Source organism: Mycobacterium sp. (assembly GCF_040398885.1).
GTDB lineage: Bacteria > Actinomycetota > Actinomycetes > Mycobacteriales > Mycobacteriaceae > Mycobacterium.
The window spans coordinates 1-26,466 of sequence record NZ_JBBATF010000003.1; the positions used below are offsets into that span (position 1 = coordinate 1).

Genomic DNA, 26,466 nt, shown 5'->3' on the forward strand with positions numbered 1-26,466 from the left:
CCAAGCGCGCCCGCCAGATCAACGACTACTACAACCAACTCGGCGAGGGCATCCTGGAATACGTCGGGCCGCTGGTGGAGCCGGGCCTGCAGGAGAAGCCGCTGTCGATCGCGCTGCGGGAGATCCACGGCGACCTCCTCGAACACACCGAGGGCGAGTAGCCGCGCGAGGGCGGCTCTGCCATGAGCCCGAAGCGGATCATCGTCGGCGTCGCCGGCGGCATCGCGGCCTACAAAGCCTGCTCGGTGGTGCGGCAACTCTGTGAGGCCGGCCACGAGGTCCGGGTCGTTCCGACCGAAGCCGCGCTGCGCTTCGTCGGCGCGGCCACCTTCGAGGCGCTGTCCGGTCATCCGGTCCACACCGGCGTCTTCGAGGATGTTCCCGACGTGCCCCACGTCCGGCTCGGGCAGGAGGCCGATCTGGTCGTGGTGGCGCCGGCGACCGCCGATCTGCTCGCCCGCGCCGCCGTCGGCCGGGCCGACGACCTGCTGACCGCGACCCTGCTGACCGCGCGGTGCCCGGTGCTGTTCGCGCCGGCCATGCACACCGAGATGTGGCTGCATCCGGCCACCGCCGAGAACGTGGCCACCCTGCGCCGCCGCGGTGCGGTGGTCCTCGAGCCGGCGTCGGGCCGGCTGACCGGTGCCGACACCGGACCGGGACGGCTGCCGGAGCCAGAGGAGATCACCACCTTCGCCGAACTGCTGCTGGCCCGCGGCGACGCGATGCCCTACGACCTGCACGGGGTCAAATTCCTGGTCACCGCCGGCGGGACCCGTGAGGCGCTGGACCCGGTGCGGTTCATCGGCAACCGCAGTTCGGGAAAGCAGGGCTACGCGGTGGCCCGGGTGGCCGCCCAGCGCGGCGCCGAGGTCACCCTCATCGCCGGCAACACCGCCGGACTGCCCGACCCGGCCGGCGTGCACGTGCTCAGCGTCACGTCCGCCGCCCAGTTGCACGAGGCCGTCGGCAAGCACGCTCCGGAGGCGCACGTGCTGGTGATGGCCGCTGCGGTGGCCGACTTCCGGCCCGTCCACGCCGCCGCCAGCAAGATCAAGAAGACCGCCGTGGACGTTGCAGGATCTGCTGTCGGGCCCACCGTCGAATTGGTGCGCACCGAGGACACCCTGGCCTCGGCGGTGCGCCAACGCGCCGAGGGCGGCCTGCCGAACATGCGGGCCGTCGTCGGGTTCGCGGCGGAGACCGGCGACTCGGCGGGCGACGTGCTGTTCCACGCCCGGGCGAAGCTGCAGCGGAAGGCCTGCGACCTGCTGGTGGTCAACGCCGTCGGGGACGGCCGCGCCTTCGAGGTGGACAGCAACGACGGCTGGCTGCTGGGCTCCGACGGCACCGAGGTGGCACTGGAGCACGGTTCGAAGACGGTGATGGCAAGCCGTATCGTGGACGCGATCGCGGCGTTCCTGCGCGGCGGCAACGGCAATCGAGACGGTAATTGATAGGGGATTGGCACTGTGAGCGATAACGGTCGGCTGTTCACCAGCGAGTCGGTGACCGAAGGTCATCCGGACAAGATCTGTGACGCCATCAGCGACTCGGTGCTCGACTCACTGCTGCGGTCGGACCCGAAGTCCCGCGTGGCGGTGGAGACCCTGGTGACCACCGGTCAGGTTCATGTCGTCGGCGAGGTGACGACCTCGGCCAAGGAGGCCTTCGCCGACATCACCGACACGGTCCGCCACCGGATCCTCGAGATCGGCTACGACTCCTCGGAGAAGGGCTTCGACGGCGCCTCCTGCGGGGTGAACATCGGGATCGGCCGGCAGTCCCCGGACATCGGGCAGGGCGTCGACAAGGCGCACGAGGCCCGGGTCGAGGGCGCCGACGACCCACTGGACGCCCAGGGCGCCGGGGACCAGGGCCTGATGTTCGGCTACGCGATCCGCGACACCCCCGAACTCATGCCGTTGCCGATCGCGTTGGCGCACAGGCTCTCTCGCCGGCTCACCGAGGTCCGCAAGAACGGCACGCTGGACTATCTGCGGCCGGACGGCAAGACCCAGGTCACCATCCAGTACGAGGGCACCACCCCGATCCGGCTGGACACCGTGGTGCTGTCCACCCAGCACTCGGAAAGCATCGACTGGAAAGACCAACTCGCCGTGGACATCCGGAAGAGCGTCGTCGAGGCGGTCCTCAAGGACCTCGCCCATGAGAGCCTGGACGTCTCCGACTACCGGTTGCTGGTCAACCCGACCGGCAAGTTCGTCGTCGGCGGCCCGATGGGCGACGCCGGCCTGACCGGCCGCAAGATAATCGTCGACACCTACGGCGGCTGGGCCCGCCACGGCGGCGGCGCCTTCTCCGGCAAGGACCCGTCCAAGGTGGACCGCTCGGCCGCCTACGCCATGCGCTGGGTGGCCAAGAACGTCGTCGCGGCGGGCCTGGCCGAGCGGGTCGAGGTCCAGGTCGCCTACGCCATCGGCAAGGCCGCCCCGGTGGGCCTGTTCGTGGAGACCTTCGGCACCGAGACCGTCGACCCGCACCGCATCGAGAAGGCGATCAGCGCGGTGTTCGACCTGCGGCCCGGGGCGATCGTGCGGGACCTGGACCTGCTGCGTCCCATCTACGCGCAGACCGCTGCCTACGGGCACTTCGGCCGTCCCGAACTGGACCTGCCGTGGGAACGGCTGGACAAGGTCGAGGACCTCAAAGCCTCGGTCTAGACGGCACACGTGAAAAGCGGCTCACGTCCGGGGACGTGAGCCGCTTTCGCCGTCGTTCGGGTCAGCCGATGAACTGGTTGAAAGCCCACTGGTACTCGGCCGGGATCACCGACACGCCGCACTGGTTCTGCAGGGTGCTCAGCGGGGTCAGGATGGCCTTGAACTCGCCGTACTCCTGCGGGTTGGAGCTGGCGTAGGCGGTGATGGTCTGCGCGGCCTGGCTCTGCGACTGCCCGGCGGCCTGCATCAGTACCCTGCTGACCGGCGGGTGGGAGCTCATGTAGGCCCTCGCCTGCTGGGTGACCGACGCCACAGCGTTGTCGACCCCGGCGGGGCTGCAGTCCAGTTCCGCCGACGCAGTGGGCGCCGCCAGGCCGGCCAGCGCGATTCCGCCGACGATGCTGCCGATACAGGCGCGGTGGGAGCGCCGGGTCTGACCGGTTGTCATGCCTTATTCCTCCAGGTTGGGACGTTAGCTGTCATTGTTGCCTGTCGTTTCCGGCGCGGCAAACGTTACCGCTCCAGCGCCGCCCGCAGCGCCGCCAGACCGCGGTCGGCGGCCGCGGTGGCCGCCGGCACCACGCCCGCGTAGCCGAGATAGCCGTGGACCAGCGTCTCGGCATTGTGCAACTCCACCGGGACACCGGCGGCGTCCAGCAATTCGGCATAGCGGATACCGTCGTCACGCAGCGGGTCGTGCCCGGCCACCGCGACATACGCCGGCGCCAACCCGACCAGGTCGGCGGCCCGCCCGGGTGCCAGATCGGGGGGCGGGTCGGCGGGGTCCAGGTGGCCGGCGTACCAGGTGGTGAACGCGGTGACGGCGGCGTGATCGAGTACCGGCGCGTCGGCGTTCTCGGCGAACGACGGCAGTGAGATGTCCCACATCGTCGGCGGGTACCACAGCAGTTGGAAGGCCACCGCGGGGCCGCCGCCGCCGGCCCGAACCCGGTCACGGGACCGCTGGGCGACCACAGCGGCCAGCGTGCCGCCCGCGGAGTCGCCGGCCACCGCCAGCCGGGAGCCGTCGGCCCCGAACCGGCCGGCATGCTCGGCCACCCAGCAGGTGGCCGCCCACGCGTCTTCAACGGCGGCCGGATACGGATGCTCGGGGGCCAGCCGGTAATCGACCGACACCACCACGGCGCCGGCCCCCACCGCGTGCTGGCGGCAGGTGGCGTCGTGGGTGTCCAGGTCGCCGAGCGCGAATCCGCCGCCGTGGAAGTACACGACGACAGGATGCGGTCCGGCTCCGGCGTCGTCCTCCGGCCAGTACACCCGCACCGGTATCGGCCCGGCCGGGCCGCCGATGCTGCCGTCCTCCACGCGCAGATCCTCGTGCAGCCGGCGCCGGGGTAAGTCGCGCAGCCGGCGACGGGCTTCCTCGACGCCGCCGTCGACCGTCAGTCGGAACGGGACCATCTCAAGTACCTTCTGCAGGATGTCGTCGATGGGTGGTTTTCCGGCCATGGGCCCACGGTACGCAGGTGCCCCGCCGCGGGTTCGGGCCTGGTGGGCCGCGGGTGTGGTGGCCGCTGCCGGCTACGGCCTCTTCCTGACCCTCACCTGGTTGCGGCTGCCGGCCGGATCGGACCTCACCGGCCGGTTCGCGGCCCAACCGGTGGCCAAGATGTCGATGGCGGTCCTGCTGGCCGTGGCGGCGCTGTTCCACCCCGTCGTCCGGGAGCGACGGTGGCTGGTGGCGGCGCTGCTGCTGTCCGCCGCCGGTGATTTCTTCCTGGCCGTCCCGTGGTGGAAACCGGCGTTCGTGTTCGGCCTGGGGTCGTTCCTGGTGGCGCACCTGTGCTTCATCGCGACACTGTGGCCGTTGCGCGGCGGCGTCACCGCCGGGCGGTGGGTGTTGATCGCGGCGCTGGTCGCGGCGATCCTGGGCATGCTGACGCGGTTCTGGCCCAAGCTGGTGTCCGCCGGGATGACCGTTCCGGTCATCGTCTACATGGTCGTGTTGGGCGTCATGGTGTGCGCCGCACTGCTGGCGCGGCTGCCCACGGTGTGGACGGCGCTGGGCGCGCTGCTGTTCGCGGTGTCCGACGGCATGATCGGGGTGGGTCGGTTCGTGCTCGGGTCGCAGACCCTGGAGCCGGCCATCTGGTGGGTGTACGCGGCCGCCGTCGTCCTGATCACGGCAGGTCTGTTCTTCGGCCGCACCCGCGCCGACGGACAATCACGGCGGTGAACCATCACAGCGGCAAACGGCCGGGTTTACATGAACGGGAGGTCATGTACTGTCGGGCTCGTGATGCCAGGGTTGGCGCAGTCAGGGGATTCCGCCCCGCCCCGGCGGCGCGGGCCCGGTAGTCGGGCTGACGAGAACCACCCCACCCGCCTGGAAATCCTCGATGCCGCAATAAGACTCGCCGAGGCCGATGGGTTGCGGTCACTGTCCGTCGGCGATGTCACCGCGGCGGCCGGTCACGCCAAGGGCACCTTCTACGTCCACTTCCCGGACCGTGCCGCGCTACTGGTCGCACTGCACCGCTGGTTCCACGAGACCGTGTTCGCCCAGGTGGCCGACGGCACGGCCGGCGACGAGCCCGGACCGGAGCGCGCAAGGCGGCGCCTGCTCATGTTTCTGGACGCCTGCCGTGCCCTGCCCGGTGTCCGGGCACTGCTTCTCGAGGCCCGAACGGAGCCGGCCGTCGCCGCCGAAGTCGACAGCCGCAACCGGCAGGCGAGCCGGATCCTGGCCACCGACCTCGCCGGCACCGCACATCCTCTGGAGACCGCGCGCATCCTCGTGCTCGCCGCCGCCGACCTGGCCTGTCGCGAGTCCGTCGGGAACCGGCGGATTCCCGCCGCCCGGCAGGCACTGGTGAATCTGGTTCCGGCGGTCGCCTGACCCGCCGTCGTGCGTGCAAGCCGCGCCGGGGCCGCCGCCGCGGCGTCAATGTCAGACCCCCCGGTTAACGTCGAACCATCGACAAACCCGAGGGGGAACTGAAATGACCGACTCCGACAAGACCCTGATCGCCGCTCTGCTCGACCGCTCCGGATCCATGGCGTGCATCGCCTCGGACATGCGCGGCGGATTCGACTCCTATATCGCCACGGAACGCGGGCAGGCCGGCACCACGCTGGTCACGCTGGCCCAGTTCGACGACCGCTACGACACGGTCTACGCCGACCGCCCGGTGGACGCCGTACCGCCACTGCGACTCGAACCCCGCGGTATGACCGCACTGCTCGACGCAATCGGCCGGTTCGTCACCGAGATCGGAGCCGGGTTGGCCGCGCTGCCCGAGGGTGAGCGTCCCGGCGAAGTGACCGTGCTGGTGATGACCGACGGACACGAGAACGCCAGCACCGAGTGGACCGGTGAGGCGGTGCGCGCCCTGATCAGCCAGCAGGAAAGCATCTACGGCTGGGACTTCGTGTTCCTCGGCGCCAACATGGACGCCGTCGAGGTCGGCACCAACCTCGGGTTCGCCCCGGGCAAGTCGATCACCTACGACGCCGACGCCGATGCGGTGGGAGGTGCCTGGTCGGCGGTGTCGGCCTACAGCACCCGCAAGCGGGCCCGCGGTAACGCCCCGGCGGCGTCGATAGTCTTCCAGCAAGCCGAGCGCGACGCCGCGCGGCGAAAGCGGCCGTAATCAGACCGGATGGGGGCTGGTGAGCACAGCGGGCCGGCGCGCCGCCGAACACGAACCGATCGCCCGGGTGCTGCCCATGCTGTCTGTGCCGCACCTGGACCGGGAGTTCGACTACCTGGTTTCCGAGGAGCAGTCCGACGACGCCCAACCCGGCGTTCGGGTGCGGGTCCGTTTCCACGGCCGGCTGGTGGACGCGTTCCTCCTGGAACGTCGCTGCGACACCGACCACGTGGGCCGGCTCGGCTGGCTGGACCGGGTGATCTCCGCCGAACCGGTGCTCACCGCCGAGGTGCGCCGTCTGGTCGACGCGGTCGCCGCCCGCTACGCCGGCACCCGGCCCGACGTGCTTCGGTTGGCGGTCCCGCCGCGGCACGCCGGCGCCGAGAAGGCCCTCAGCGCCGCCACCCCGCCGGTGCCGGTCGTCAAGCCGTTCGACCCGGCCGGCTGGAGCCGCTACAGCGGGGGCGAGAGATACCTCGAGGCGCTGCGCGAGGGACGGGCCGCCCGGGCGGTCTGGCAGGCGCTGCCCGGCGACAGCTGGTGTGACCGGCTGGCCGAGGCAGCCGCCGCGGCCGTCACCGGCGGCCACGGCGTGCTGGCCGTGGTCCCGGATCAGCGCGACGTCGACGAACTCTGGCAGGCGGCGACCGCGCTGATCGACGAATCCGCGGTGGTGGCGCTGGCCGCCGGACTGGGTCCGTCCGCCCGGTACCGGCGCTGGCTGTCGGTGCTGCGCGGACAGGCCCGACTGGTGATCGGAACCCGCAGTGCGGTGTTCGCCCCGGTGGACCGCCTCGGGCTGATGATGGTGTGGGACGACGGTGACGACACCCTGGCCGAACCCCGTGCTCCCTACCCGCACGCCCGCGAGGTGGCGATGCTGCGTGCCCACCAGCTGCGATGCGCGGCGATCGTCGGTGGTCACTCCCGCACCGCCGAGGCCCAGGCGTTGGTGGCCGGCGGCTGGGCACATGACCTGGTGGCACCCAGGCCGGTGGTGCGGGCCTGTGCCCCGCGCGTCATCGCCCTCGAGGACGACGGGCACGCGGAGGAACGCGATGCGGCGGCGCGCACCGCCCGGCTGCCCTCGATGGCGCTGCGGGCGGCGCGGGCCGCACTCGATCGCGGTAACCCCGTCCTGGTGCAGGTTCCCCGCCGCGGTTACCTGCCGTCGGTGGCCTGCGGCCGCTGCCGGACCATCGCGCGATGCCGGCAGTGCATGGGCCCGCTGTCGCTGTCCGACCGCGACGCCGACGGAGCGGTGTGCCGGTGGTGCGGTCGCATCGACTCCGCGCTGCGCTGCCGGCGGTGCGGAGCCGACGCCATCCGGGCCGTGATCGTCGGGGCCCGGCGCACCGCGGAGGAACTGGGCCGCGCCTTCCCGGGTATCGCCGTGATCACCTCCGCCGGTGACGCGGTGCACCGCACCATCGGTCCCGGCCCCGCGCTGGTGGTGGCAACCCCGGGTGCCGAACCTCGGGCGCCGGGCGGCTACGGTGCGGCGTTGCTGCTCGACGGCTGGTCGCTTCTGGGACGGCAGGATCTCCGCGCCGGGGAGGACACCCTGCGACGCTGGATGGCGGCCGCGTCGCAGGTGCATTCCCGTGGCGACGGCGGCGTGGTCGCCGTCGTGGCGGATTCGGCCATCCCGACCGTTCAGGCGCTCATCAAATGGGACCCGGTCGGCCACGCCGACGCCGAACTGGCCGCACGGACCTCGGTGGGGCTTCCGCCGGCGGTGCACATGGCCGCCGTCGACGGCGCCTCGGGCGCGGTCGCCGCGCTCATCGAGCAGGCCGCGCTGCCAGGCGACGCCGATCTGCTCGGGCCGGTGGACCTGCCGCCGGGTGTTCGCCGCCCGCCGGCAACCCCGGCCGGCGAGCCGGCCATCCGCATGCTGATCCGGGTGCGCGGGGAAGAGGGGCTGCTCATGGCCGGCGCGCTGCGGCAGGCGACCGCCGTCCACAGCGCCCGGCAGGACCACGAGGCGGTGCGGGTGCAGATCGACCCGTTGCACATCGGATGAGCGGGGCCGGGCGCACGTTCGCGCGACTGTTCCCCGTGCTGCTGGTCGCCTTCGGCCTGCTCTGGCCGGCGGTGTTCACCGGCGCGTCGTCGGGGTCCCCGGTCGACGACCCGGTGTCCATCTCGAGTCTGCGGGCCGAATTCGTCGTCGACGGAGAAGGACTCGTGCAGGTGACCGAGACGGTCACTGCCGAATTCCCGATCTTCCGGCACGGCATCTTCCGGTTCTGGGACATAAGCAATCCCAACGACCCGCGCGTGCGCCAGGAACCGCGGATCACCGGGGTGTCCCTGGACGGCCGGCCGGAGCCCTACGAGGTGCTGACCCGGGAACGGGGCCGCATCGTGGTGGCCAAGATCGGCGACCCCGGCCGCTACGTCAGCCCGGGCAGCCATGTCTACCGGATCAGCTACAGCGTTCCCGGCGCGCTCGATCCCGGAGCCACCGGCCAGACCAAGACCTTCGCAACCGCTGTCGGTGACGGTCGGGCCCCGTCGGTCTTCTTCTGGAATGTGGTGGCGCGCTGGAATAACCGCATAGACCGGGCGGAGGTGACCGTCCGGTTGCCGGGACCGGTACCCGGCGCGCAGTGCTCAGTCGGCACTGGCGTGGGCCAACCGTGCACCGGCCTGGCCGTGGACGGCAATACCGTGCGTCTGTCCGCCGTCGATCTGAAACCCGGAACTCCCGTCACGGTGCGCGCCGGCACGGAGACCACCACCCCGCCGCGGGCGGGTGTGCCGTGGGCGGCGCGCTGGGATCCGGTGCTCGGGCGGTCGGTCCGGGTCGCGGCGTGGCTGCTCGGACTGACCGCCGCCGCGGGACTGGGCGCCTTCCTGTGGTCGCGGACCACCAGGGAGCCGGCACCGGGCTTCCCGCTTCAGTACGCCCCGCCCGAGGGTCTCGGTCCGGTGCAGTGCGAATACATCCGCACCGAGGAAGTGCCGTCGCACGGCCTCACGGCCACCTTGTTCCACCTGGCTGACCGCGGACTGCTTTCGTTGCAGCAACACGGGCGCAAATCGTGGACGGTGCGCAGCGTCGGCGACGCCGGCGCGTGGGCCGAGGTCGACCCGGTGGGCGTAGCGGTCGGGTCCGCGCTGGATCTTCACCACCCCGGTGGAACCTTCCACGCCAACGGCACCGTCAGCGCCGGCCGGAAACTCGACCGCGCCAAGGTGGACATGGCCACCGCCGTCAGGCAGTGGGCGCTGGACGGCGGTCTGATGGTCAAACGCGGCAGGGAGAAGTGGCTGCGCCTCTTCAACATCGCGGCGCTGATCCTCGCCGTCGGCGGTTTCGTGGGCTGGTTTTTCCCGATCACCCTGTGGGGCTTGCCTTTTGCGGTCTTCTTCCTGTTCTCCATCCCGGCATGGAAGCCCGGCGTGGGTCTGCGGCGCAGCCCCGCAGGGCGACAGCTGTGGTCGGAGGCCGGCGGCTTCCAACGGATGCTGGCAACCGACTCCGCCGAGTCGCGTTTCGACTTCTCCGCCCGCAAGGACCTCTACACCGCCTACATCCCCTTCGCGGTAGCGGGCGGCGCGGCGGCCTTGTGGGCGGCGAAGTACCAGGCGGCCACCGGCCGGCCGGCCCCGGACCCCGGTTGGTATCACGCCTCGTCGCCCACCAGTTGGACGTCCTCGTCGTCCGGGGGTGCTAGTTTCGACAGCTTCGACTCGGCACTGTCCTCGTCGATCAGCGCCTACACCGCGGCGCAGTCCTCGTCGTCAAGCGGCGGTGGCGGCGGTGGCGGCGGCGGCGGTGGCGGTGGCGGCGGCGGAGGAGGAGGCGGAGGAGGAGGCGGTTCATGGTGACCTGGTTGCTGATTCTGGCGCTGGCCGTCGCGGTCGCGGTCCTGGCGGGATTCGTCGTCGGATACAACAGACTGCGTGCGGCCGATGTCCGCGCCGATGAAGCGCTCGGCGGCGTCGACGTCCAGTTGACCCGGCGGGCCGCCCTGATTCCCGGGTTGGTCGGCGCCGTCCAGGGATTCGCCGCCCACGAGAAGTCCGTGCTGCAACACATCGCCGAAGCCCAGACCGCGCTGACCGCGGCGACGGCCGGAAGGTCCGTGGCACAACGCAGCTCGGCGGAACACCGGTTCGATTCGGCGGTCGGCCAGGTTCTGGCGCTGGGCCAGGCCTACCCGCAGCTCAGTTCGTCGGACAACTTCCTGAACCTGCAGCAGAACCTCGCCGACACCGAGGACAAACTGGCCTTCGCACGTCAGTACTACAACGACTCCGCGGCGACGGTGAACAGGTTGCGCAGCACCATCCCGTGGATGTTCCTCGCCGGCATGGCCGGAGTGGGGGAGCGGGACTACTACCAGGTCCCCGAGTAGGCCGGTCGTCCAGCGCTATGCGAATCGTCTTCGCCGGCACCCCCGCCCCGGCACTCCCGTCACTGCAACGGCTGATCGACTCACCGCGCCACGACGTCATCGCGGTGCTCACCCGGCCCGACGCCGCCGCCGGCCGGCGCGGCAGGCCCGCGCCGTCACCGGTGGCCCGCCTCGCCCTCGAGGCCGGCATCCCGGTGCTGCGGCCGGACCGCCCGAACTCGCCGGAGTTCGTGGCCGAACTCGCCGCGTTGGCCCCGGACTGCTGCGCCGTGGTGGCCTACGGCGCGCTGCTGGGCCCCGAACTGCTGGCGGTGCCGGCGCACGGCTGGATCAATCTGCACTTCTCCCTGCTGCCGGCCTGGCGGGGAGCCGCACCCGTGCAGGCCGCGATCGCCGCCGGCGACACCGTCACCGGCGCAACGACATTCCTCATCGAACCGGCCCTGGACTCCGGGCCGGTGTACGGCGTGGTCACCGAGACGATCCGGGCGGACGACACCGCGGGCGAACTGCTGGGCCGGCTGGCGATCTCCGGCGCGGGCCTGTTGGAGGCGACCCTGGACGGCATCGCCGACGCCACGCTGAGCGCCGTCGCCCAGCCGGGCGAGGGGATCAGCGTGGCCCCGAAGATCTCCGTCGAACAGGCCCGGGTGCGCTGGGATCTGCCCGCCCAGGCCGTCGACCGCCGGATCAGGGCCGTCACACCGGATCCCGGTGCCTGGACCATGATCGGGGATCTGCGCGTCAAACTCGGCCCGGTGCGGGTGGAGCAGGACTGCGATCCACTGCCGCCCGGGGTGATTCGAGCCGACCGTAAGACGGTGCGGGTGGGCACCGGTTCGGCGCCGGTGGCGCTCGGCCAGGTGCAGCCACCGGGCAAGAAGCCGATGGCCGCCGCGGACTGGGCGCGCGGGGCCCACCTGGACGAAGGGACGTGCGCGTCGTGAACGCACCACCTCCCGGCGGTCGCCGACGCCCGGCCCGCGCCCGACTGGACCCGGCGCGGCGGGCCGCGTTCGACGTGCTGCGTGCGGTCGCCGAGCGGGACGCCTACGCCAACCTGGTCCTGCCCGCGCTGCTGGCCGAGCGGGGCATCACCGGCCGCGACGCCGCTTTCGCCACCGAACTTGCCTACGGCGCCTGCCGCTGCCGCGGGCTTCTGGACGCCGTCATCGCCTCGGCGGCCGGGCGCCCGGTCGAACAGATCGACCCGGTCCTGCTGGACCTGCTGCGGCTGGGCGCCTACCAGTTGCTGCGCACCGACGTCGCCCCGCACGCCGCGGTGTCCACCACCGTCGAGCAGGCGGGAGTCGAATTCGACTCGGCGCGAGCAGGATTCGTCAACGCCGTGTTGCGCAAGATCGCCGGCCGCGACGAGAGTTCCTGGACGGCCGAACTGGCGCCGGCGGCGACAGCCGACCCGGTCGGCCACGCCGCGTTCACCCACGCCCATCCCCGGTGGATCGCCCAGGCCTTCGCCGACGCACTGGGCGCCGACGCCGGCGAACTGGACGCCGCCCTGGCCGCCGACGACGCCCGTCCCGGCGTGCACCTGGCCGCGCGGCCCGGCGTGCTGGCCGCCGCCGACCTGGCCGAGGCGGCCGGCGGGGTGGTCGGACGCTACTCGCCCTATGCGGTCTACCTGAGCGGCGGCGACCCCGGACAACTGGCCGCGGTGCGCGACGGTCGGGCGCTGGTCCAGGACGAGGGCAGCCAGTTGGTGGCGCGTGCGCTGACCCTGGCTCCGCTGATCGGCGCCGACACCGGCCGCTGGCTGGACCTGTGCTCGGGTCCCGGCGGAAAGACCGCGCTCATCGCGGCCATCGCCGCCGAGCACGGCGGCGCGGTCACCGCCGTCGAGCCCAATCCGCGGCGCGCGGACATGGTCGAGCAGAACACCGCCGGACTGCCGGTGCAGGTGCTGCGGGCCGATGGGCGCGAACCCCCGCTGCCGCCGGGAGGTTTCGACCGGGTGCTCGTCGACGCCCCCTGCACCGGACTCGGCGCGCTGCGCCGCCGCCCGGAGGCCCGCTGGCGGCGCACCCCGGCGGACGTGCCCGCACTGGCCAAGCTGCAACGGGAACTGCTCGCCGCAGCCGTCCGGCTGACCCGGCCCGGCGGGGTGGTGCTGTACGCGACCTGCTCGCCGCACCTGGCCGAAACCGTCGGGGTGGTCACCGACGCCCTGCGGCGCCACCCCGTCACCGCCCTGGACACCCGCCCGCTGTTTCGCCCCGCCGAGAACCTCGGCTCCGGCCCGCACGTCCAGTTGTGGCCGCACCGGCATGGCACCGATGCGATGTTCGCCGCTGCCCTTCGCAAGGAGACGTGACGACTCGATGCGATCGCCGGGACTCCGGACGGCCTAAGGTGAGGGCCATGGCACCACCGCCCATGACGACACCGAGCCGGGCGACACCGACCAGGCCGATGATTGCCCCGTCGATACTGTCCGCCGACTTCGCCCGACTGGCACAGGAGGCCGCGGCCGTCGGGGGCGCCGACTGGCTGCACGTCGACGTGATGGACGCCCATTTCGTGCCCAACCTGACGCTCGGTCTTCCGGTCGTGGAAAGTCTGCTGCGGGCCACCGACATCCCACTGGACTGCCACCTGATGATCACCGACCCCGGCCGGTGGGCGCCCGGCTATGCCGAGGCCGGCTCGCACAACGTCACCTTCCACGCCGAGGCCACCGACGACCCGGTCGCGGTGGCCCGCGACATCCGGGCCGCCGGCGCCAAAGCCGGCCTGTCGGTCAAACCGGGCACCCCGGTTGAGCCCTACCTGGAGATCCTGCGCGACTTCGACACGCTGCTGGTGATGTCCGTCGAGCCCGGTTTCGGCGGGCAGAGCTTCATCCCGGAGGTGCTCTCCAAGGTGGCGCGGGTGCGCCGGATGGTCGACTCCGGCGATCTGAGGATCCTCATCGAGATCGACGGCGGGATCAACGCCGACACCATCGAGCAGGCCGCCGAAGCCGGCGTGGACTGCTTCGTGGCCGGGTCGGCGGTGTACGGCGCCGGGGACCCGGCCGCCGCGGTGGAGTCGCTGCGCCGGCAGGCCGGGTCCCGCTCGCCGCATCTTCGGGTATGACTCCAACCCCGGACCACGCGCGGGTGCTGTCGGCCATGGCGACGGCCGTGCGGCTGGCCCAGTCGGTCAGAGGCGGCACCTACCCGAATCCGCCCGTGGGAGCGGTGATCCTCGGCGCCGACGGCGAGGTCGCCGGAGTCGGCGCCACCGAACCGGCCGGGGGGGCGCACGCCGAGGTGGTGGCGCTGGGCGCCGCGGGAGACCGGGCGGCCGGCGGAACCGCGGTGGTGACCCTGGAGCCCTGCAACCACCACGGCCGCACCGGCCCGTGCGTCGACGCACTACTGCGGGCCGGCATCGCCGCCGTCGTCTACGCCGTCGCCGATCCCAATCCGCTCGCGGCGGGCGGCGCGGGCCGGTTGCGCGCCGCCGGGGTCGCGGTCGACGCGGGCCTGTGCGCCGAGGAGGTGACCGCCGGCCCACTGCGGGAGTGGCTGCACAAACAGCGGACCGGCCTGCCCCACGTCACCTGGAAGTTCGCCACCAGCATCGACGGCCGCAGCGCCGCCGCGGACGGCTCCTCGCAGTGGATCACCAGCGAGGCGGCGCGGGCGGATGTGCACCGACGCCGCGCCGGGGCGGACGCCATCGTGGTGGGGACCGGCACCGTCCTCGTCGACGACCCGACGCTGACCGCCCGGCTTCCCGACGGGACTCCCGCGCCGCACCAGCCGCTGCGGGTGGTGGTCGGCGAGCGCGAGATCCCGGCGGAATCCAATGTGCGCAATGCGGATTCGCCCACCGTCACGCTGCGCACCCACGACCCGCACGAGGTCATCCGCGCGCTGGCCGACCGCACCGACGTGCTCCTGGAAGGCGGCCCCACGCTGGCCGGCGCCTTCCTGCGGGCCGGCCTGGTGCACCGGATCCTGGCCTACGTCGCCCCGATCCTGCTGGGCGGCCCGGTGACGGCGGTCGACGACGTTGGGGTGGACAGCATCGGCAGCGCCCTGCGCTGGCGCTATGAGAGCGTCGAACCGATCGGACCCGACCTGCTGATCTCCATGGTGCCCGGGCAGTTCTAGTCGTTGACCTGCAACGCCTTGTGTTCGATCAGGTCGCGAGAACCGCCGGCGCCCAGGCGTTCCCGGAAAGACTGCACCGTGTAGCTGACCACCGTGGCATCGGATCGCGCCCTGGCACTGGCCGAACGGGGAAGTGCGAACAGCGGTCCCATCTCGCCGAAGTAGTCGCCCTCCTCGGCCACCTTCACCAATTCTTCTGACCCGCTGGGCAATTCGCGGAACAGCTCGACCTCCCCCTCGGAGACGATGAAGATCGAGTCTCCCATGGTGCCCTGTTCGAACAGCACTTCGCCGGCCGCCAGCCGGATCGTCTCCGGCTCGTGGTCGGTGGCCGAGAGGTGGGGGACGAGTTCGACGACCCGGTCGGCCAGCGGCAGCATCCGGGTGTCGTGGGTGGCCACCACGACCACCCGTTCCCCGGTGGCCAGTTCACGGATCAGCCGCAGCACCTCCTCGACCTGGATGTAGTCCAGGTGAGCGGTCGGCTCGTCGGCGATCAGCAGGGGCGGGTCCAGTGCGATCGCGCGGGCCACCGCCACCCGCTGCTGCTGGCCGCCGCTCATGTCGCCGGGCCGGTGGTGCATCCGCGCGGAGAGGCCCACCCTGGCCAGCAGTTCGGCCGCCCGCTCGCGGGACTCCTTGCGGCCCATGTGCGCCGCCCGCATCGGCACCATGACGTTCTCCATCGCCGTCAGGCTGGACACCAGATTGAATGCCTGGAAGACGATCCCCACCGTGTTGCGCCGGTAGTCCGACAGCTGCTGTGCGTCCAGGGCGGTCACGTCGACGTCGCCGAACTCGATGCGGCCGTCCGTCGGCTTGAGAATCCCACCCAGGCAGGACAGCAGCGTCGTCTTCCCACATCCGCTGGGGCCCAGCAGGATCGCCAGTGAGCCCGCCTCGATGTCGAGGTTGAGGCCGTCGATGGGTCGCACCGTGTCCTGGCCCCTGGAGTACTCCATGACCAGATCCTTGATCCGAAGATCTGCCATGACTCAGGGCCCTCCGAATGCCATTGCCGGATCGACGACGACCGCCCGGCGCAGCCCGGCAAGGCTGGCCAGCACCCCGATGGTGACGGCGACGACGGGAAGCAGGATGAACGCGAGTTGCGGGATGTCCACCCGCATCGGGAACAGCGGGCCGAGCAGAACCGACAGCACGGCGCCGAGCACCGCCGACAGGACGGCCACGATGACGGCCTGCATGGCCAGCCCGGCCAGGATGGACCGGGTGGGCACCCCGACGGCCTTGAACACCGCGAAGTCACGGGTGCGCTCCAGGGCCGACATGTAGATCATCGAGCCGACGATCATCGCGGCGACCACCCACAGCAGCCCGGCCATCAGGCTCATCGCCTGCCTGGCCCCGGTGAGGGCGCGCAACAGGTCGTCGACCGCACCGGCGCGGTTCACCAGCTTGTAGCCGCTGGGAACCCGCTCCGGTGACCCCTTCATGCCGATCGACGAGATCAGCGACTGCCCGGAGAACAGCAGCTTCTGCGCACCGGGGACGGTGAGGAACACGTTGGACTGGCCGGCCAGTGCGGTCGAGTCGTCGACGATTCCGACGATTTCCAGGTTGCGCGAACCGATTTCGACCGTCCCGCCGATCGGCCGGCCCATGGTGCTGGACACGGCCGCCTCGTGTGCTTCCGAGGGCGCCCGGCCCTGCATCATCGCGGGCATCCCGGGCCCCTTCTCCGGGGCGCCGAACACGTTGACGCTGCGGGCCGATCCCTTGTCGTCCGGCATGGACGCGCTGCCGTATACCAGGGGTACGGCCACCTTGGCGCCGGAAACCTCGACCTTGGCGGCCGGGAACGCCGACGACCCCAGGAACGGGCCGGTCGCCCCGGACTTCACCAGGTAGGAATCAAGTCCGAGGGAGTCGACGGTCCGGGTGGCCTCCACCCGGAAGCCGTTGGCCAGTCCGGTGAGAACCAGAGTCATGGCGAACACCAGACCGGTTCCGACGATGGCGATCACGAATCGGCGCTTGCGCCACTGCAGGTCGCGCAGCGCCGCGGTCAGCACGTCGTCCCCGGCATGGGGCGAGGTTACCGACCCGCCGGGCCGGCTGGCGAAGGTTGTGCCAATTCGTTGCAATCGGAGGCAAGTTCAGTGGGGTTGTTCATCGACGGCCCGGGTGTCGCGGCCGCCGATGAACAGCGCGATCACCGCGCCGGCCAGGCAGACGATGGTGGTGATGTAGAAGATCGACCCGTACTGGATGGCGAACGCGGTGCGGTAGCGCTGGGCTTCGGCGGCGACCCTGGCGGCCAGGTTGTCACCGGTGGCGGCGGGCAGGGTCGCGACGATCTGGTTGAACCGGTAGAGGCCCCAGGCGCTCAACGCGGCGACGCCGATCAGCATGCCGGTCATCCGCGCCACCACCACCAGCGACGAGGCGATGCCGTGCTGAGCCGACGGCACCACCCGCAGTGCGGCGGAGGTCAGCGGCCCGATCACCAGGCCCAGTCCGAAGCCGGCCAGCGCCAGGTCTGTGTCGAACACCGGTAGGGACAGTCCCCCGATGTGGTGGCGTGCCGAAAGCACGTCGAGGCCCCACTTGGACACCAGCCAGTAGGCGGCCGCGGCGATCAGCATCCCGGCCACCGCCACCGGCCGGTCGCCCAGCCGGGTGGCCAGCCAGCCGCCCAGCAGCGCGCCGATCGGCAGGGCGATCAGGAAATGCAGCAGCAGCAGCGCGGCCCCGATCTGATCCTTGCCCAGCACGCCCTGGCCGAACAGTTCGACGTTGACCAGGGTGACCATCAGCGCGGCGCCGGCGCACATCGAGGTGCCCAGCGACGACAGGAACGGACCGAACCGGACGCCGTGCGGTTCGATCAGCCGGGTGCGGGCGAAGCGCTCCCACACCGCGAAGGCGATCGCGGCGGCGACCGCGCCGAGGACCATCGGCACGCCGTAACTCGGCAGCACCTGCTTGCCGTCCGGGGCCGGGTTGTACAGGCCCCACACCGCCAGCCCGAGGGCGACGGCGAGCAGCACGCCGCCCACCACGTCGACGCGTTCGGGCTCCGGGCTGCGCTCGTGGGAGGGCAGGCTGACATGAATCAGCACCATCGCGATCAATGTCAGCGGGACGTTGACCCAGAAGACGCCGCGCCACGGTTCGTCAATCACGGATTTGAGCAGCCAAACCACACCGATGCCGTAGAGCGGTCCCAGCACGCTGCCCAGTTCCTGCGCGGCGCCGATTCCACCGAGCACCGCGGCCCGACTTCGTGCCGACCAGAGGTCGGCGGCCAGTGCCAGGGTGACCGGCAGCAGGGCGCCGCTGGCGACGCCCTGGATGAGCCGGCCGATCACCATTGTGATCAGGTCGTTGGACAGCGCGGTCACCACCGAACCCAGCGCGAAGCCGAGCAGGCTGGCCTGTAGCACGAACTTTCGGCCCAACCGGTCCGACAGCCGGCCCAGCAGCGGCATCGCCGCGATGTAACCCAGCAGGTACCAGGTGATGATGGGCGTGACCTGCTGGATCTTGTTGATCGGGATGCCGACCGACCGCATGATGTCGACCATGATCGTGACGACGACATAGGTGTCGAGCGCCCCGAGCAGGACGGCCAGGCTGCCGGCCCCGATCGCGATCCGCCGGCTGCGAGCGGGCTGTTCGGTGCGGGTCGTGGTGAGGGCCTGCGGCATCACACCGCCGGCTTGGTGACGGTGACCGGCTTGTCCCACTCCGACAGTGTCAGCGAGACGGTGTTACCGGCGCTCTGCTCCATCTGCGCCTGCACCAGTCGATTCGGCGCGTTCTTCTCGACCCAGACCGTGGCCGGCAGCGGGCCGTCGGCCTTGAGCTGGGGGATCAGCTTGTTGACCGCGTCGGCGGTGACCTTGCCGGAGATCTTCACGGCGGGCACCCCGCCGATGGTCTCGAAGCTCTCCGACCTGGCCTCGGTGAGGGCCGAGAGCATGTTGGCCAGTCCGGTGCCGGGGTTGAGGATCACCGAGGGGTCGTAGATTTCGGCGGCCGGGCCCATGTCCAGCCAGTTGTTCGGGGTCAGCGCGGCGTAGAGGGTGCCGTCGAGGACCACCAGTTCGGCGTCCAGGTCCGAGCCGCCCATGGTGATCTTGGCGTTGCCCGCGACGGCGGTGGCCGGCACGTTGGTCAGGTCGGCGGACAGGGTCTTGACCGGCAGGCCCTCGATCTTGCCCGCGACGGCGATGTCCAGATGCGCGCTCTTGAGCGCCTTGGTGGCGGCGACGGACTGCTGGACCAGTCCGGCCGCCTCGGGCAGGGGCTCGGCTGCCTTCTTCGAACAGCCCGAGGTGAACGCGGTGAACACAGCGGCGGCCAGCAGGACCGTGAGAACGGCAATCATTCGGCGGATCGTCGACATGCCCAGCATCGTAGTGGGTCACCGTCGGCGCCCGGCGGCGGCGCGGCCGGGGTTGCGCGCCCGTGACCGGGTCGATATCACTGAGCACATGACCGGTGACCTGGAATTTCGGCGTGTCGCGGCGGGCACGGGCGACGCGGCGGATCTGGTGTCGGCCATGGTGGCCGAGATGCGGGTGTTGTACGACGGCCTGGACCTCGAGGCCCCGGACATGCCGAAGGCCGGTCCTGGCGAATTGGGGCCGCCGGGCGGGACTTACCTGGTGGGCTACCGCGACGGGGTGCCGGTGTGCGGCGGCGGCCTCAAGCGCCTGCCGGACGGCGCCTGCGAGATCAAGCGGATGTACGTGGTGCCGCAGGCCCGCAGGTCCGGGGTGGCGCGGGCGCTGCTGGCCGCACTGGAGGACGCCGCCCGCGAGATCGGCTACCGGGTCGCCCGGCTGGACACCGGCGACCGCCAACCGCACGCCCAGGCGTTCTACGAGACGGCCGGCTACCGCCGGGTCGGGAACTTCAACGACAATCCGGCGGCGGCCTTCCACGGCGAGAAGCGGCTAGATTAGGCCGATGTTCACCGGCATCGTGGAGGAACTCGGCGAGGTCGTCGGCGTGCAGGACCTCGGGGACTCCGCGCGGTTGACCATCCGGGGTCCGCTGGTGACTTCCGATGTCCGCCATGGGGATTCGATCGCCGTCAACGGGGTGTGCCTGACCGTGGCGGAGGTGCCGGGTGACGGCCGGTTCACCGCCGACGTGATGGCCGAGACGCTGAACCGGTCCAGCCTGGCGGCGCTGACGCCCGGCGGCCCGGTCAACCTGGAGCGCGCGGCCCCGGTCAACGGCAGGCTGGGCGGGCACATCGTCCAGGGCCACGTCGACGGCACCGGGGCGGTGCTCTCGCGCACCCCCTCGCAGCACTGGGAGGTGGTGCGGATCTCCCTGCCGGCCGCGCTGTCCCGCTATGTGGTGGAGAAGGGCTCGATCACCGCCGACGGGGTGTCCCTGACCGTGTCGGCCGTCGGCGACGACTGGTTCGAGGTGTCGCTGATTCCCACCACCCTTGCGACGACCACGCTGGGCGGGGCCCGGCCGGGGACGCCGGTGAATCTGGAAGTCGACGTGATCGCCAAATACGTGGAACGGTTACTGTCCGCCAAACACGGCTCTAGCAGCACTGATAGCCCTCGATCATCACCCTGGCCGTGAATCACGGCCAGGCGGTGATGGTTTGAGCGGCGCGGTTTTGGGTATGCGGACATCGTTCGTTAGGAGCGAAACTATGAACGCAATGGTTATGCGGCGTGCGGGCGTGTTGATCGGTGGACTGTCGATTGGCGCAGCAATGTTGGTGGGGTGTCAGACAACTCCTGCACCACTGCAGAAAGAGGGTTCACCGACGACGAGTTGGGCTCCGTCCTACGAACCGGGGGTGAAAGCTCCCGCAGCGCCGACCGCTCTGCCGGGCAACGTCATCACCGGAGGTTAGACCTATCGAGCAAGTCCCGCCAGGTGGTGATCCCAGCCGTACGACGGGCCGTTTCTGAGCTGACCACGGAGCCCTGACGGCGGTGGGGTTGCGGACGTGGCGCAGGGGGGAGGTCGGGACGCACCTATTGGGGTTCGCCCACCCTCACGGTCGATGGTTGCGGTGGCGCGAGTCGCCGGAGAGGTGACCTGGCCGATTCAACTGGGGTAGGTGGCCACGGCGTCGATACCGCCAGTCGGCCGTCAACGGAGTGCGAATCGCGGGTTTGGCCCACGATGGAACGACACGTGCGATCCGCGCGCGGGAGCGCGCCGGGAGGCCCGTCACTCTCGCCAGAGAGCGCATGGCGAAGCCTGTCAGGCCACTCGGGCCGTGGCGCAAGAGCAGTGCGACCGCTGCCTGCCGTTCGTCGCCCCGGCGCTGGCTCCGCCATGACGGCGTCGTCGAAGTGCTGCCCGGATACGCGCGTTTCCGGGTGAGCACGCGGTCGTCGTAGACCAGAGCCGAACGCAATGCAACCTTGAACACCCAGTCGGTGTCGACGGCGAGCATCGTCGTCTCCGGTTCCATTCGCAGACCCGCCGTCAACACCTCGTGGCGCCTGAACAGTCCTCTGAACGCAAACCCGGCCCAACCGCCTGCCATCATCCGTACGGCTGCCGCACCGGAGATCTGCCCCGGCCGGAAGGGAAAGCATCGACGCGCCATCGGAGTGACGCCGTCGATGTGGACGAACCGCAATTGCCCGAACGCCAGCCATGCCTGCGGGTGCGAAGCCAAGGCGGCGGCCAGTATCGGCACCCAGCCGGGGTCGAAGATGTCGTCGTGCGGCATCCACATGAACAGCTCTCCACCGGCCGTCTCCAACAGCAGCTGGTAGTGCGCGGCGAATCCCAGCCCGGCTGCTTCGGCGAGGACGGCGACCCTCGGGTCGTCCGCCAACCGGATCCGCAGTCGATCGGCGGCGTCGTCGAGGCATGTCTGGTCGGAGATGAGGATCTCGGTCACCATCGCCGGCAACGCCCGCACATTCGCCACGACGTTGTCGACCCAGGGCGCCGAGCCATGCAGGGGGATCGCGACGGTGACGGTCGGCGCCATCAGCCCGACCGACGTCCATGGGATCCCAGCACTTCGGCGACCCGGGCGGCGAACAGCGGCGCTGTGGTCAGTTTGCCGGTATCGACAGAAATGTATCCGTCGTGATCGTGAACACCGATGGCGTGCCGCTGGTGCAACTCACTGTCCGGCTGATCGATGTCGCTCTCACCCCAGGCGACAACCACACCCGCAGTCACCGAATCGATCCGCACGCCTCGGAGAGCTTCGATCCGCGTGGCAAGCGCCGCCACGGTCGCTGCCGCGATGTCCCGGCCGGCCTCGGTGGTGTCGGGGTCGTCGAGCGCCGGGCGCCACGACGCGGGCGGCTCGAGATCGGCACTCGTTCCGGCAAGACAGACGGGATACCACGAAAGGTATACGCGGCCATCACCGCGACAGACCACGTCTCCGAATGGGCCGAGGGCGAAGGTAGTCGTCAGGCGTTGCGTGCGCCGGGGATCCATCGTGGCGTTGACCGCATACTTCAACCGGTAGAAACACGACCGCGGCGAGTGAACCCCCATCGTGGCGTCGACGGCGAGTCGGCCTTCCCACAGGCAGTTGATCACCGCGTCCGCACACCGGGTCATCACTGTTCCGTCGTCATTGGTGGCAGTGACCTTGAAGCCGTGTGGCGCGCGTTCGACACCTTGTATGACGCTGCGCGAAAGGCAGTTGATGCCACGTTCGTGAAGGCCGGCCATGAGATTGGCTCGAAGTCGTTCGGGATCGACGGCGATCTCACAAGTTCGATACGCCGCGACGACGTCACCGGAGAAACCGCCGGAGCCTGGAGTGGGAAGCTGCTGTGCTCGCGAGAAGAACCGTGCACCTGCGTAACTGGCTCCGTGGTCGAATCGCTCCGTGACCGCGTCATCGACCCATCGGTAGTGCTCGCCGAGCTGTTCCGGAGACACCATCGAGTCGGCGAGAATCGCGTAGGTGAACCGCTCCGACCGCAGGGCAGCCCAGTCGAGGGGTCGTGGTAGCCACTGATCGAGCAACTCGGCGAAGCTGACCGCGCCCTCCACCATCAAGCCCGCCGTGGCACGCCCGGGCTCATTGCCGTAGACGTAGCCGAGGTGGATTTTGCCTTCGCCTGACCGGCTGGTTCCAAGGAGTGGAGCGGGTGCGCGATCGACCAACTCGACGTGCCATCCAGCCCGATCCAGTGCGAGCGCTGCCGCGACACCCTGGATGCCGGCACCGAGCACGATTGCGGCCGGCCGGCCTGGCGGGCTCGCGGAGCGGGACGAGACGTGTTGCATGGTCGGGGGTCAGGTTACGTCGCGACGGCCGGTCACGTCGCGCGGTGCGATACCGCGGCCACCTCCGCAGGATCCCCGGGATCGGCCTGCATAAGGGCCGTCGCCGCAGCGTGGTTCATACTGTGTGCAGCAATATCGCTCGGGGGGTTCCCGAACGGATCCGGCCGGCAACAGGCAGTTAGGCGCCATACGATGACGAGATTGGACACCGTCGAACGGGCGGTCGCCGACATCGCCGCGGGCAAGGCAGTCGTCGTCATCGACGACGAGGACCGCGAGAACGAGGGCGATCTGATCTTCGCCGCCGAGAAGGCGACCCCGGATCTGGTGGCCTTCATGGTCCGCTACACCTCCGGCTATCTGTGCGTGCCGCTGGACAGCGCCATCTGCGACCGGTTGGGCCTGCTGCCGATGTACGCGGTCAACCAGGACAAGCACGGGACCGCCTACACCGTCACCGTTGACGCCAGAAACGGTGTGGGAACGGGTATTTCGGCATCCGACCGGGCGACCACCATGCGACTGCTGGCCGATCCGTGCAGCGCCCAGGACGACTTCACCAAGCCCGGTCACGTGGTGCCGCTGCGGGCCAAGGACGGCGGGGTTCTGCGCCGGCCGGGCCACACCGAGGCCGCCGTCGACCTGGCCCGGATGGCCGGCCTGCAGCCGGCCGGCGCGATCTGCGAGATCGTCAGCCAGAAGGACGCGGGCGCCATGGCCCAGACCGAGGAGTTGCGGATCTTCGCCGACGAGCACGGCCTGGCACTGATCTCGATCGCCGACCTCATCGAGTATCGGCGCAAGCACGAGAAGCATGTCCAGCGCATCGCCGAGGCGCGGATCCCGACCCGGCACGGGGTGTTCCGTGCCGTCGGCTACACCAGCATCTACGAGCAGGTCGAGCATGTCGCCCTGGTCCGCGGCGACATCGCCGGGCCGCAGAACGACGGGCGCGACGTGCTGGTCCGGGTGCACTCTGAATGCCTGACCGGTGACGTCTTCGGATCCCGGCGCTGCGACTGCGGTCCGCAACTGGACGCCGCGATGGCCATGGTCGCCGACGAAGGCCGCGGGGTGGTGCTCTACATGCGGGGCCACGAGGGCCGCGGCATCGGATTGATGCACAAGCTGCAGGCCTACCAGCTGCAGGACGCCGGCGCGGACACCGTCGACGCCAATCTCGAACTCGGCCTGCCCGCCGACGCCCGGGACTACGGGACCGGCGCGCAGATCCTGGTGGACCTCGGTGTGCGGACCATGCGGCTGCTGACGAACAACCCGGCCAAGCGGGTCGGCCTGGACGGCTACGGGCTGCAGGTGATCGAGCGGGTGCCGCTTCCGGTGCGCGCGAATTCCGAGAACATCCGCTACCTGAAGACCAAACGCGACCGGATGGGTCATGAGCTTGCCGGCCTGGAGGAGTTCGACCCCTCCCTGCCCGGCGATCTCGGCGGCGCGCGGTGAGTGGCGGCTCCGGTGTTCCGGCCGTCCCGGAGATGGACGCCTCCGGCGTGAGCCTGGCCGTCGTGGCCAGCACCTGGCACCCGCAGATCTGCGACGCCCTGCTCGAGGGGGCCCGGCGGGTGGCCGAGAGCTGTGGTGTCGCCGACCCGACGGTGATCCGGGTGCACGGGGCGATAGAGATCCCGGTCGTCGCCCAGGAGTTGGCCCGCACCCACGACGCCGTGGTGGCACTCGGGGTGGTGATCCGCGGTGAGACACCGCACTTCGACTACGTCTGCGACGCCGTCACCCAGGGCCTGACCCGGGTGTCGCTGGACGCCGCCACCCCGGTGGCCAACGGCGTCCTGACCACCGAGAATGAACGCCAGGCCGTCGACCGCGCCGGCCTTCCGGGATCGGCGGAGGACAAGGGGGCGCAGGCGACCGCCGCGGCACTGTCCACCGCGCTGACCCTGCGCCGGTTGCGCGCATGACCCGGGACGGCAACGGGGTCTGGGACGCCGAGTTCCGGCCGCGGATGCTGCCGAGGCTGGCCTGGGCCGTGGCGGTCCCGCTCGGGCTGGCCGGGATCCTGGTTGGCGTGTCCAATGACCGTTCCCAGGGGGCGTTAATCCGGACCGTCGACCAGATCGCCTATGCCGGTGTGGCCGTTGTTCTGGCCGCCGCCGTCGTGGTCCTGGCGACCAGGCCCAGGCTTCGGGTCGGACCGTCCGGCCTGTCGGTGCGAAACATCCTCGACGACAGACTCATTCCCTGGTCGGACGTGGTCGGCGTCTCCTTCCCGGCGGGCAAGCGCTGGCCCCGGGTCGAGCTGCCGGCCTACGAGTACGTTCCGGTGCTGGCGATCCAGTCCTTCGACCGGGACCGCGCGGTCGGGGCGATGGACACCGTGCGGGAACTGATGGCCCGGTACCGACCCGAACCGGCGGAACCCAGCCGGTACTAACCTGGGAACGTGCCCGATCCCGCCAGCTACCGACCGGCGCCCGGGTCCATACCGATCGAGCCGGGCGTCTACCGGTTCTCCGACCCGCACGGCCGGGTTCTCTACGTGGGCAAGGCCAAGAGCCTGCGAAGCCGGCTGACGTCGTACTTCGCCGACATCGCCGGCCTGCACCCGCGGACCCGCCAGATGGTGACCACGGCGGCCAAGGTCGAGTGGACCGTGGTGACCACCGAGGTGGAGGCGCTGCAACTCGAGTACAACTGGATCAAGGAGTTCGATCCGCGGTTCAACGTCCGGTACCGCGACGACAAGTCCTATCCGGTGCTGGCGGTGACGCTCAACGAGGAGTTCCCCCGGCTGATGGTCTACCGCGGGCCGCGCCGCAAAGGGGTCCGCTACTTCGGGCCCTACTCGCACGCCTGGGCGATCCGCGAAACCCTCGACCTGCTGACCCGGGTCTTCCCGGCCCGCACCTGCTCGGCCGGAGTTTTCAAGCGGCACAGCCAGATCGAGCGGCCGTGCCTGCTGGGCTACATCGACAAGTGCTCGGCGCCCTGCGTCGGCCGGGTGAGCCCCGAGCAGCACCGCAGGATCGTCGGGGACTTCTGCGACTTCCTCTCCGGCCGGACCGACCGGTTCGCCCGAGAACTGGAACGCCAGATGACCGCCGCGGCCGGCCAACTGGACTTCGAACGCGCGGCGCGGTTGCGCGACGACCTCGGGGCGCTGCGGCGGGCCCTGGAGAAACAGGCCGTGGTGCTCGGCGACGGCACCGACGCCGACGTGGTGGCCTTCGCCGACGACGCACTGGAGGCCGCCGTTCAGGTGTTCCACGTCCGGGGGGGCCGGGTGCGGGGCCAGCGCGGCTGGATCATCGAGAAGCCCGGTGACCCGGGGGAGTCCTCGGAGGCGGCCCTGGTGGAGCAGTTCCTCACCCAGTTCTACGGCGCTGAAGCGGAATTGGGCGGCCCGCCCGAAGCCGGATTGGGCGGCCCGCCCGAAGCCGGATTGGGCGGCCCGCCCGAAGCCGGATTGGGC

Annotated in this window: 27 protein-coding genes; 19 read left to right on the forward strand and 8 right to left on the reverse strand. The window is 70.7% G+C overall.

Going from position 1 to position 26,466, the window contains the following annotated elements; all coding sequences use genetic code 11:
* The 3 genes from rpoZ to metK form a co-directional block, all read left to right on the forward strand.
* A partial coding sequence (gene rpoZ, locus ADBZ5U_RS00525) for a DNA-directed RNA polymerase subunit omega (RefSeq protein WP_526261332.1) occupies window positions 1-161 on the forward strand: 161 nt, incomplete at its 5' end.
* A 21-nt stretch (window positions 162-182) separates the two neighbouring features.
* Complete coding sequence (gene coaBC, locus ADBZ5U_RS00530) at window positions 183-1,457, forward strand: bifunctional phosphopantothenoylcysteine decarboxylase/phosphopantothenate--cysteine ligase CoaBC (RefSeq protein ID WP_526261252.1); 1,275 nt, start codon at window positions 183-185, stop codon at window positions 1,455-1,457.
* A gap of 15 nt (window positions 1,458-1,472) precedes the next feature.
* Entirely contained in the window at window positions 1,473-2,684 is a 1,212-nt protein-coding gene (gene metK, locus ADBZ5U_RS00535) for a methionine adenosyltransferase (RefSeq protein ID WP_526261254.1), read from the forward strand.
* A 61-nt stretch (window positions 2,685-2,745) separates the two neighbouring features.
* On the opposite strand, the gene ADBZ5U_RS00540 is transcribed toward metK, so the two are convergent.
* Complete coding sequence (locus tag ADBZ5U_RS00540) at window positions 2,746-3,132, reverse strand: hemophore-related protein (protein WP_526261256.1); 387 nt, start codon at window positions 3,130-3,132, stop codon at window positions 2,746-2,748.
* Between the two features lie 65 nt (window positions 3,133-3,197).
* Window positions 3,198-4,154 (reverse strand): alpha/beta hydrolase, encoded by a 957-nt coding sequence (locus tag ADBZ5U_RS00545; RefSeq protein ID WP_526261258.1) that lies wholly within the window; start codon window positions 4,152-4,154, stop codon window positions 3,198-3,200.
* On the opposite strand from ADBZ5U_RS00545, the gene ADBZ5U_RS00550 reads away from it, so the two are divergent.
* The 10 genes from ADBZ5U_RS00550 (at window position 4,126) to ribD (ending at window position 14,789) form a co-directional block, all read left to right on the forward strand.
* A complete protein-coding gene (locus ADBZ5U_RS00550; RefSeq protein WP_526261260.1) occupies window positions 4,126-4,881 on the forward strand; it encodes a lysoplasmalogenase family protein in 756 nt (251 codons plus the stop codon). The genes ADBZ5U_RS00545 and ADBZ5U_RS00550 overlap by 29 nt on opposite strands.
* Window positions 4,882-4,944: 63 nt before the next feature.
* Complete coding sequence (locus tag ADBZ5U_RS00555; protein WP_526261334.1) at window positions 4,945-5,544, forward strand: TetR/AcrR family transcriptional regulator; 600 nt, start codon at window positions 4,945-4,947, stop codon at window positions 5,542-5,544.
* Between the two features lie 103 nt (window positions 5,545-5,647).
* Entirely contained in the window at window positions 5,648-6,298 is a 651-nt protein-coding gene (locus tag ADBZ5U_RS00560; protein WP_526261262.1) for a VWA domain-containing protein, read from the forward strand.
* Window positions 6,299-6,374: 76 nt separating this feature from the next.
* Window positions 6,375-8,324: a primosomal protein N' gene (locus tag ADBZ5U_RS00565; protein ID WP_526261336.1), complete on the forward strand. Its 1,950-nt coding sequence runs from the start codon at window positions 6,375-6,377 to the stop codon at window positions 8,322-8,324.
* A complete protein-coding gene (locus ADBZ5U_RS00570; protein WP_526261264.1) occupies window positions 8,321-10,138 on the forward strand; it encodes a DUF2207 family protein in 1,818 nt (605 codons plus the stop codon). Before ADBZ5U_RS00565 ends, ADBZ5U_RS00570 begins: the two co-directional genes overlap by 4 nt.
* A complete protein-coding gene (locus ADBZ5U_RS00575; RefSeq protein WP_526261266.1) occupies window positions 10,132-10,668 on the forward strand; it encodes a LemA family protein in 537 nt (178 codons plus the stop codon). The genes ADBZ5U_RS00570 and ADBZ5U_RS00575 overlap by 7 nt, the downstream gene beginning before the upstream one ends.
* Before the next feature lie 17 nt (window positions 10,669-10,685).
* The gene (gene fmt, locus ADBZ5U_RS00580) at window positions 10,686-11,615 is read left to right on the forward strand and encodes a methionyl-tRNA formyltransferase (RefSeq protein WP_526261268.1); all 930 of its coding nucleotides are present in this window, start codon (window positions 10,686-10,688) and stop codon (window positions 11,613-11,615) included.
* The gene (locus ADBZ5U_RS00585; protein ID WP_526261270.1) at window positions 11,612-13,000 is read left to right on the forward strand and encodes a transcription antitermination factor NusB; all 1,389 of its coding nucleotides are present in this window, start codon (window positions 11,612-11,614) and stop codon (window positions 12,998-13,000) included. Before fmt ends, ADBZ5U_RS00585 begins: the two co-directional genes overlap by 4 nt.
* 62 nt (window positions 13,001-13,062) lie before the next feature.
* Window positions 13,063-13,764 (forward strand): ribulose-phosphate 3-epimerase, encoded by a 702-nt coding sequence (gene rpe, locus ADBZ5U_RS00590; RefSeq protein WP_526261338.1) that lies wholly within the window; start codon window positions 13,063-13,065, stop codon window positions 13,762-13,764.
* Window positions 13,761-14,789 (forward strand): bifunctional diaminohydroxyphosphoribosylaminopyrimidine deaminase/5-amino-6-(5-phosphoribosylamino)uracil reductase RibD, encoded by a 1,029-nt coding sequence (ribD, locus tag ADBZ5U_RS00595; protein ID WP_526261272.1) that lies wholly within the window; start codon window positions 13,761-13,763, stop codon window positions 14,787-14,789. The genes rpe and ribD overlap by 4 nt, the downstream gene beginning before the upstream one ends.
* Here the strand turns inward: ribD and ADBZ5U_RS00600 are convergent.
* The 4 genes from ADBZ5U_RS00600 to ADBZ5U_RS00615 all read right to left on the reverse strand — a co-directional run bounded on the left by ADBZ5U_RS00600 (window position 14,786) and on the right by ADBZ5U_RS00615 (window position 19,164).
* Entirely contained in the window at window positions 14,786-15,781 is a 996-nt protein-coding gene (locus tag ADBZ5U_RS00600; protein ID WP_526261274.1) for an ABC transporter ATP-binding protein, read from the reverse strand. The two genes, ribD and ADBZ5U_RS00600, sit on opposite strands and share 4 nt — an antisense overlap.
* A gap of 3 nt (window positions 15,782-15,784) precedes the next feature.
* On the reverse strand, window positions 15,785-16,825 hold the full coding sequence (locus tag ADBZ5U_RS00605) for an ABC transporter permease (RefSeq protein ID WP_526261276.1): 1,041 nt from the start codon (window positions 16,823-16,825) through the stop codon (window positions 15,785-15,787).
* Window positions 16,826-16,909: 84 nt separating this feature from the next.
* A complete protein-coding gene (locus ADBZ5U_RS00610) occupies window positions 16,910-18,502 on the reverse strand; it encodes an MFS transporter (protein ID WP_526261279.1) in 1,593 nt (530 codons plus the stop codon).
* A complete protein-coding gene (locus tag ADBZ5U_RS00615; protein WP_526261281.1) occupies window positions 18,463-19,164 on the reverse strand; it encodes an LppX_LprAFG lipoprotein in 702 nt (233 codons plus the stop codon). The genes ADBZ5U_RS00610 and ADBZ5U_RS00615 overlap by 40 nt, the downstream gene beginning before the upstream one ends.
* On the opposite strand from ADBZ5U_RS00615, the gene ADBZ5U_RS00620 reads away from it, so the two are divergent.
* A complete protein-coding gene (locus ADBZ5U_RS00620; RefSeq protein WP_526261283.1) occupies window positions 19,163-19,726 on the forward strand; it encodes a GNAT family N-acetyltransferase in 564 nt (187 codons plus the stop codon). The two genes, ADBZ5U_RS00615 and ADBZ5U_RS00620, sit on opposite strands and share 2 nt — an antisense overlap.
* A 4-nt stretch (window positions 19,727-19,730) precedes the next feature.
* Window positions 19,731-20,369 carry a riboflavin synthase gene (locus ADBZ5U_RS00625; protein WP_526261285.1) on the forward strand — a complete coding sequence of 213 codons (639 nt, stop codon included), beginning with the start codon at window positions 19,731-19,733 and terminating at the stop codon, window positions 20,367-20,369.
* Between the two features lie 424 nt (window positions 20,370-20,793).
* On the opposite strand, the gene ADBZ5U_RS00630 is transcribed toward ADBZ5U_RS00625, so the two are convergent.
* Both ADBZ5U_RS00630 and ADBZ5U_RS00635 read right to left on the reverse strand, forming a co-directional pair.
* On the reverse strand, window positions 20,794-21,750 hold the full coding sequence (locus ADBZ5U_RS00630; RefSeq protein ID WP_526261287.1) for a glycosyltransferase family 2 protein: 957 nt from the start codon (window positions 21,748-21,750) through the stop codon (window positions 20,794-20,796).
* A complete protein-coding gene (locus ADBZ5U_RS00635) occupies window positions 21,750-23,018 on the reverse strand; it encodes an FAD-dependent oxidoreductase (protein WP_526261289.1) in 1,269 nt (422 codons plus the stop codon). Before ADBZ5U_RS00635 ends, ADBZ5U_RS00630 begins: the two co-directional genes overlap by 1 nt.
* Window positions 23,019-23,210: 192 nt before the next feature.
* Here ADBZ5U_RS00635 and ADBZ5U_RS00640 point away from each other — a divergent pair, with 192 nt between their 5' ends.
* The 4 genes from ADBZ5U_RS00640 to uvrC all read left to right on the forward strand — a co-directional run.
* On the forward strand, window positions 23,211-24,482 hold the full coding sequence (locus ADBZ5U_RS00640) for a bifunctional 3,4-dihydroxy-2-butanone-4-phosphate synthase/GTP cyclohydrolase II (RefSeq protein WP_526261291.1): 1,272 nt from the start codon (window positions 23,211-23,213) through the stop codon (window positions 24,480-24,482).
* Window positions 24,479-24,955 (forward strand): 6,7-dimethyl-8-ribityllumazine synthase, encoded by a 477-nt coding sequence (ribH, locus tag ADBZ5U_RS00645; protein WP_526261293.1) that lies wholly within the window; start codon window positions 24,479-24,481, stop codon window positions 24,953-24,955. The genes ADBZ5U_RS00640 and ribH overlap by 4 nt, the downstream gene beginning before the upstream one ends.
* On the forward strand, window positions 24,952-25,428 hold the full coding sequence (locus ADBZ5U_RS00650) for a PH domain-containing protein (RefSeq protein WP_526261295.1): 477 nt from the start codon (window positions 24,952-24,954) through the stop codon (window positions 25,426-25,428). Before ribH ends, ADBZ5U_RS00650 begins: the two co-directional genes overlap by 4 nt.
* 9 nt (window positions 25,429-25,437) lie before the next feature.
* Window positions 25,438-26,466: excinuclease ABC subunit UvrC (gene uvrC, locus ADBZ5U_RS00655; RefSeq protein WP_526261297.1), on the forward strand; the 1,029-nt coding region annotated here is incomplete at its 3' end.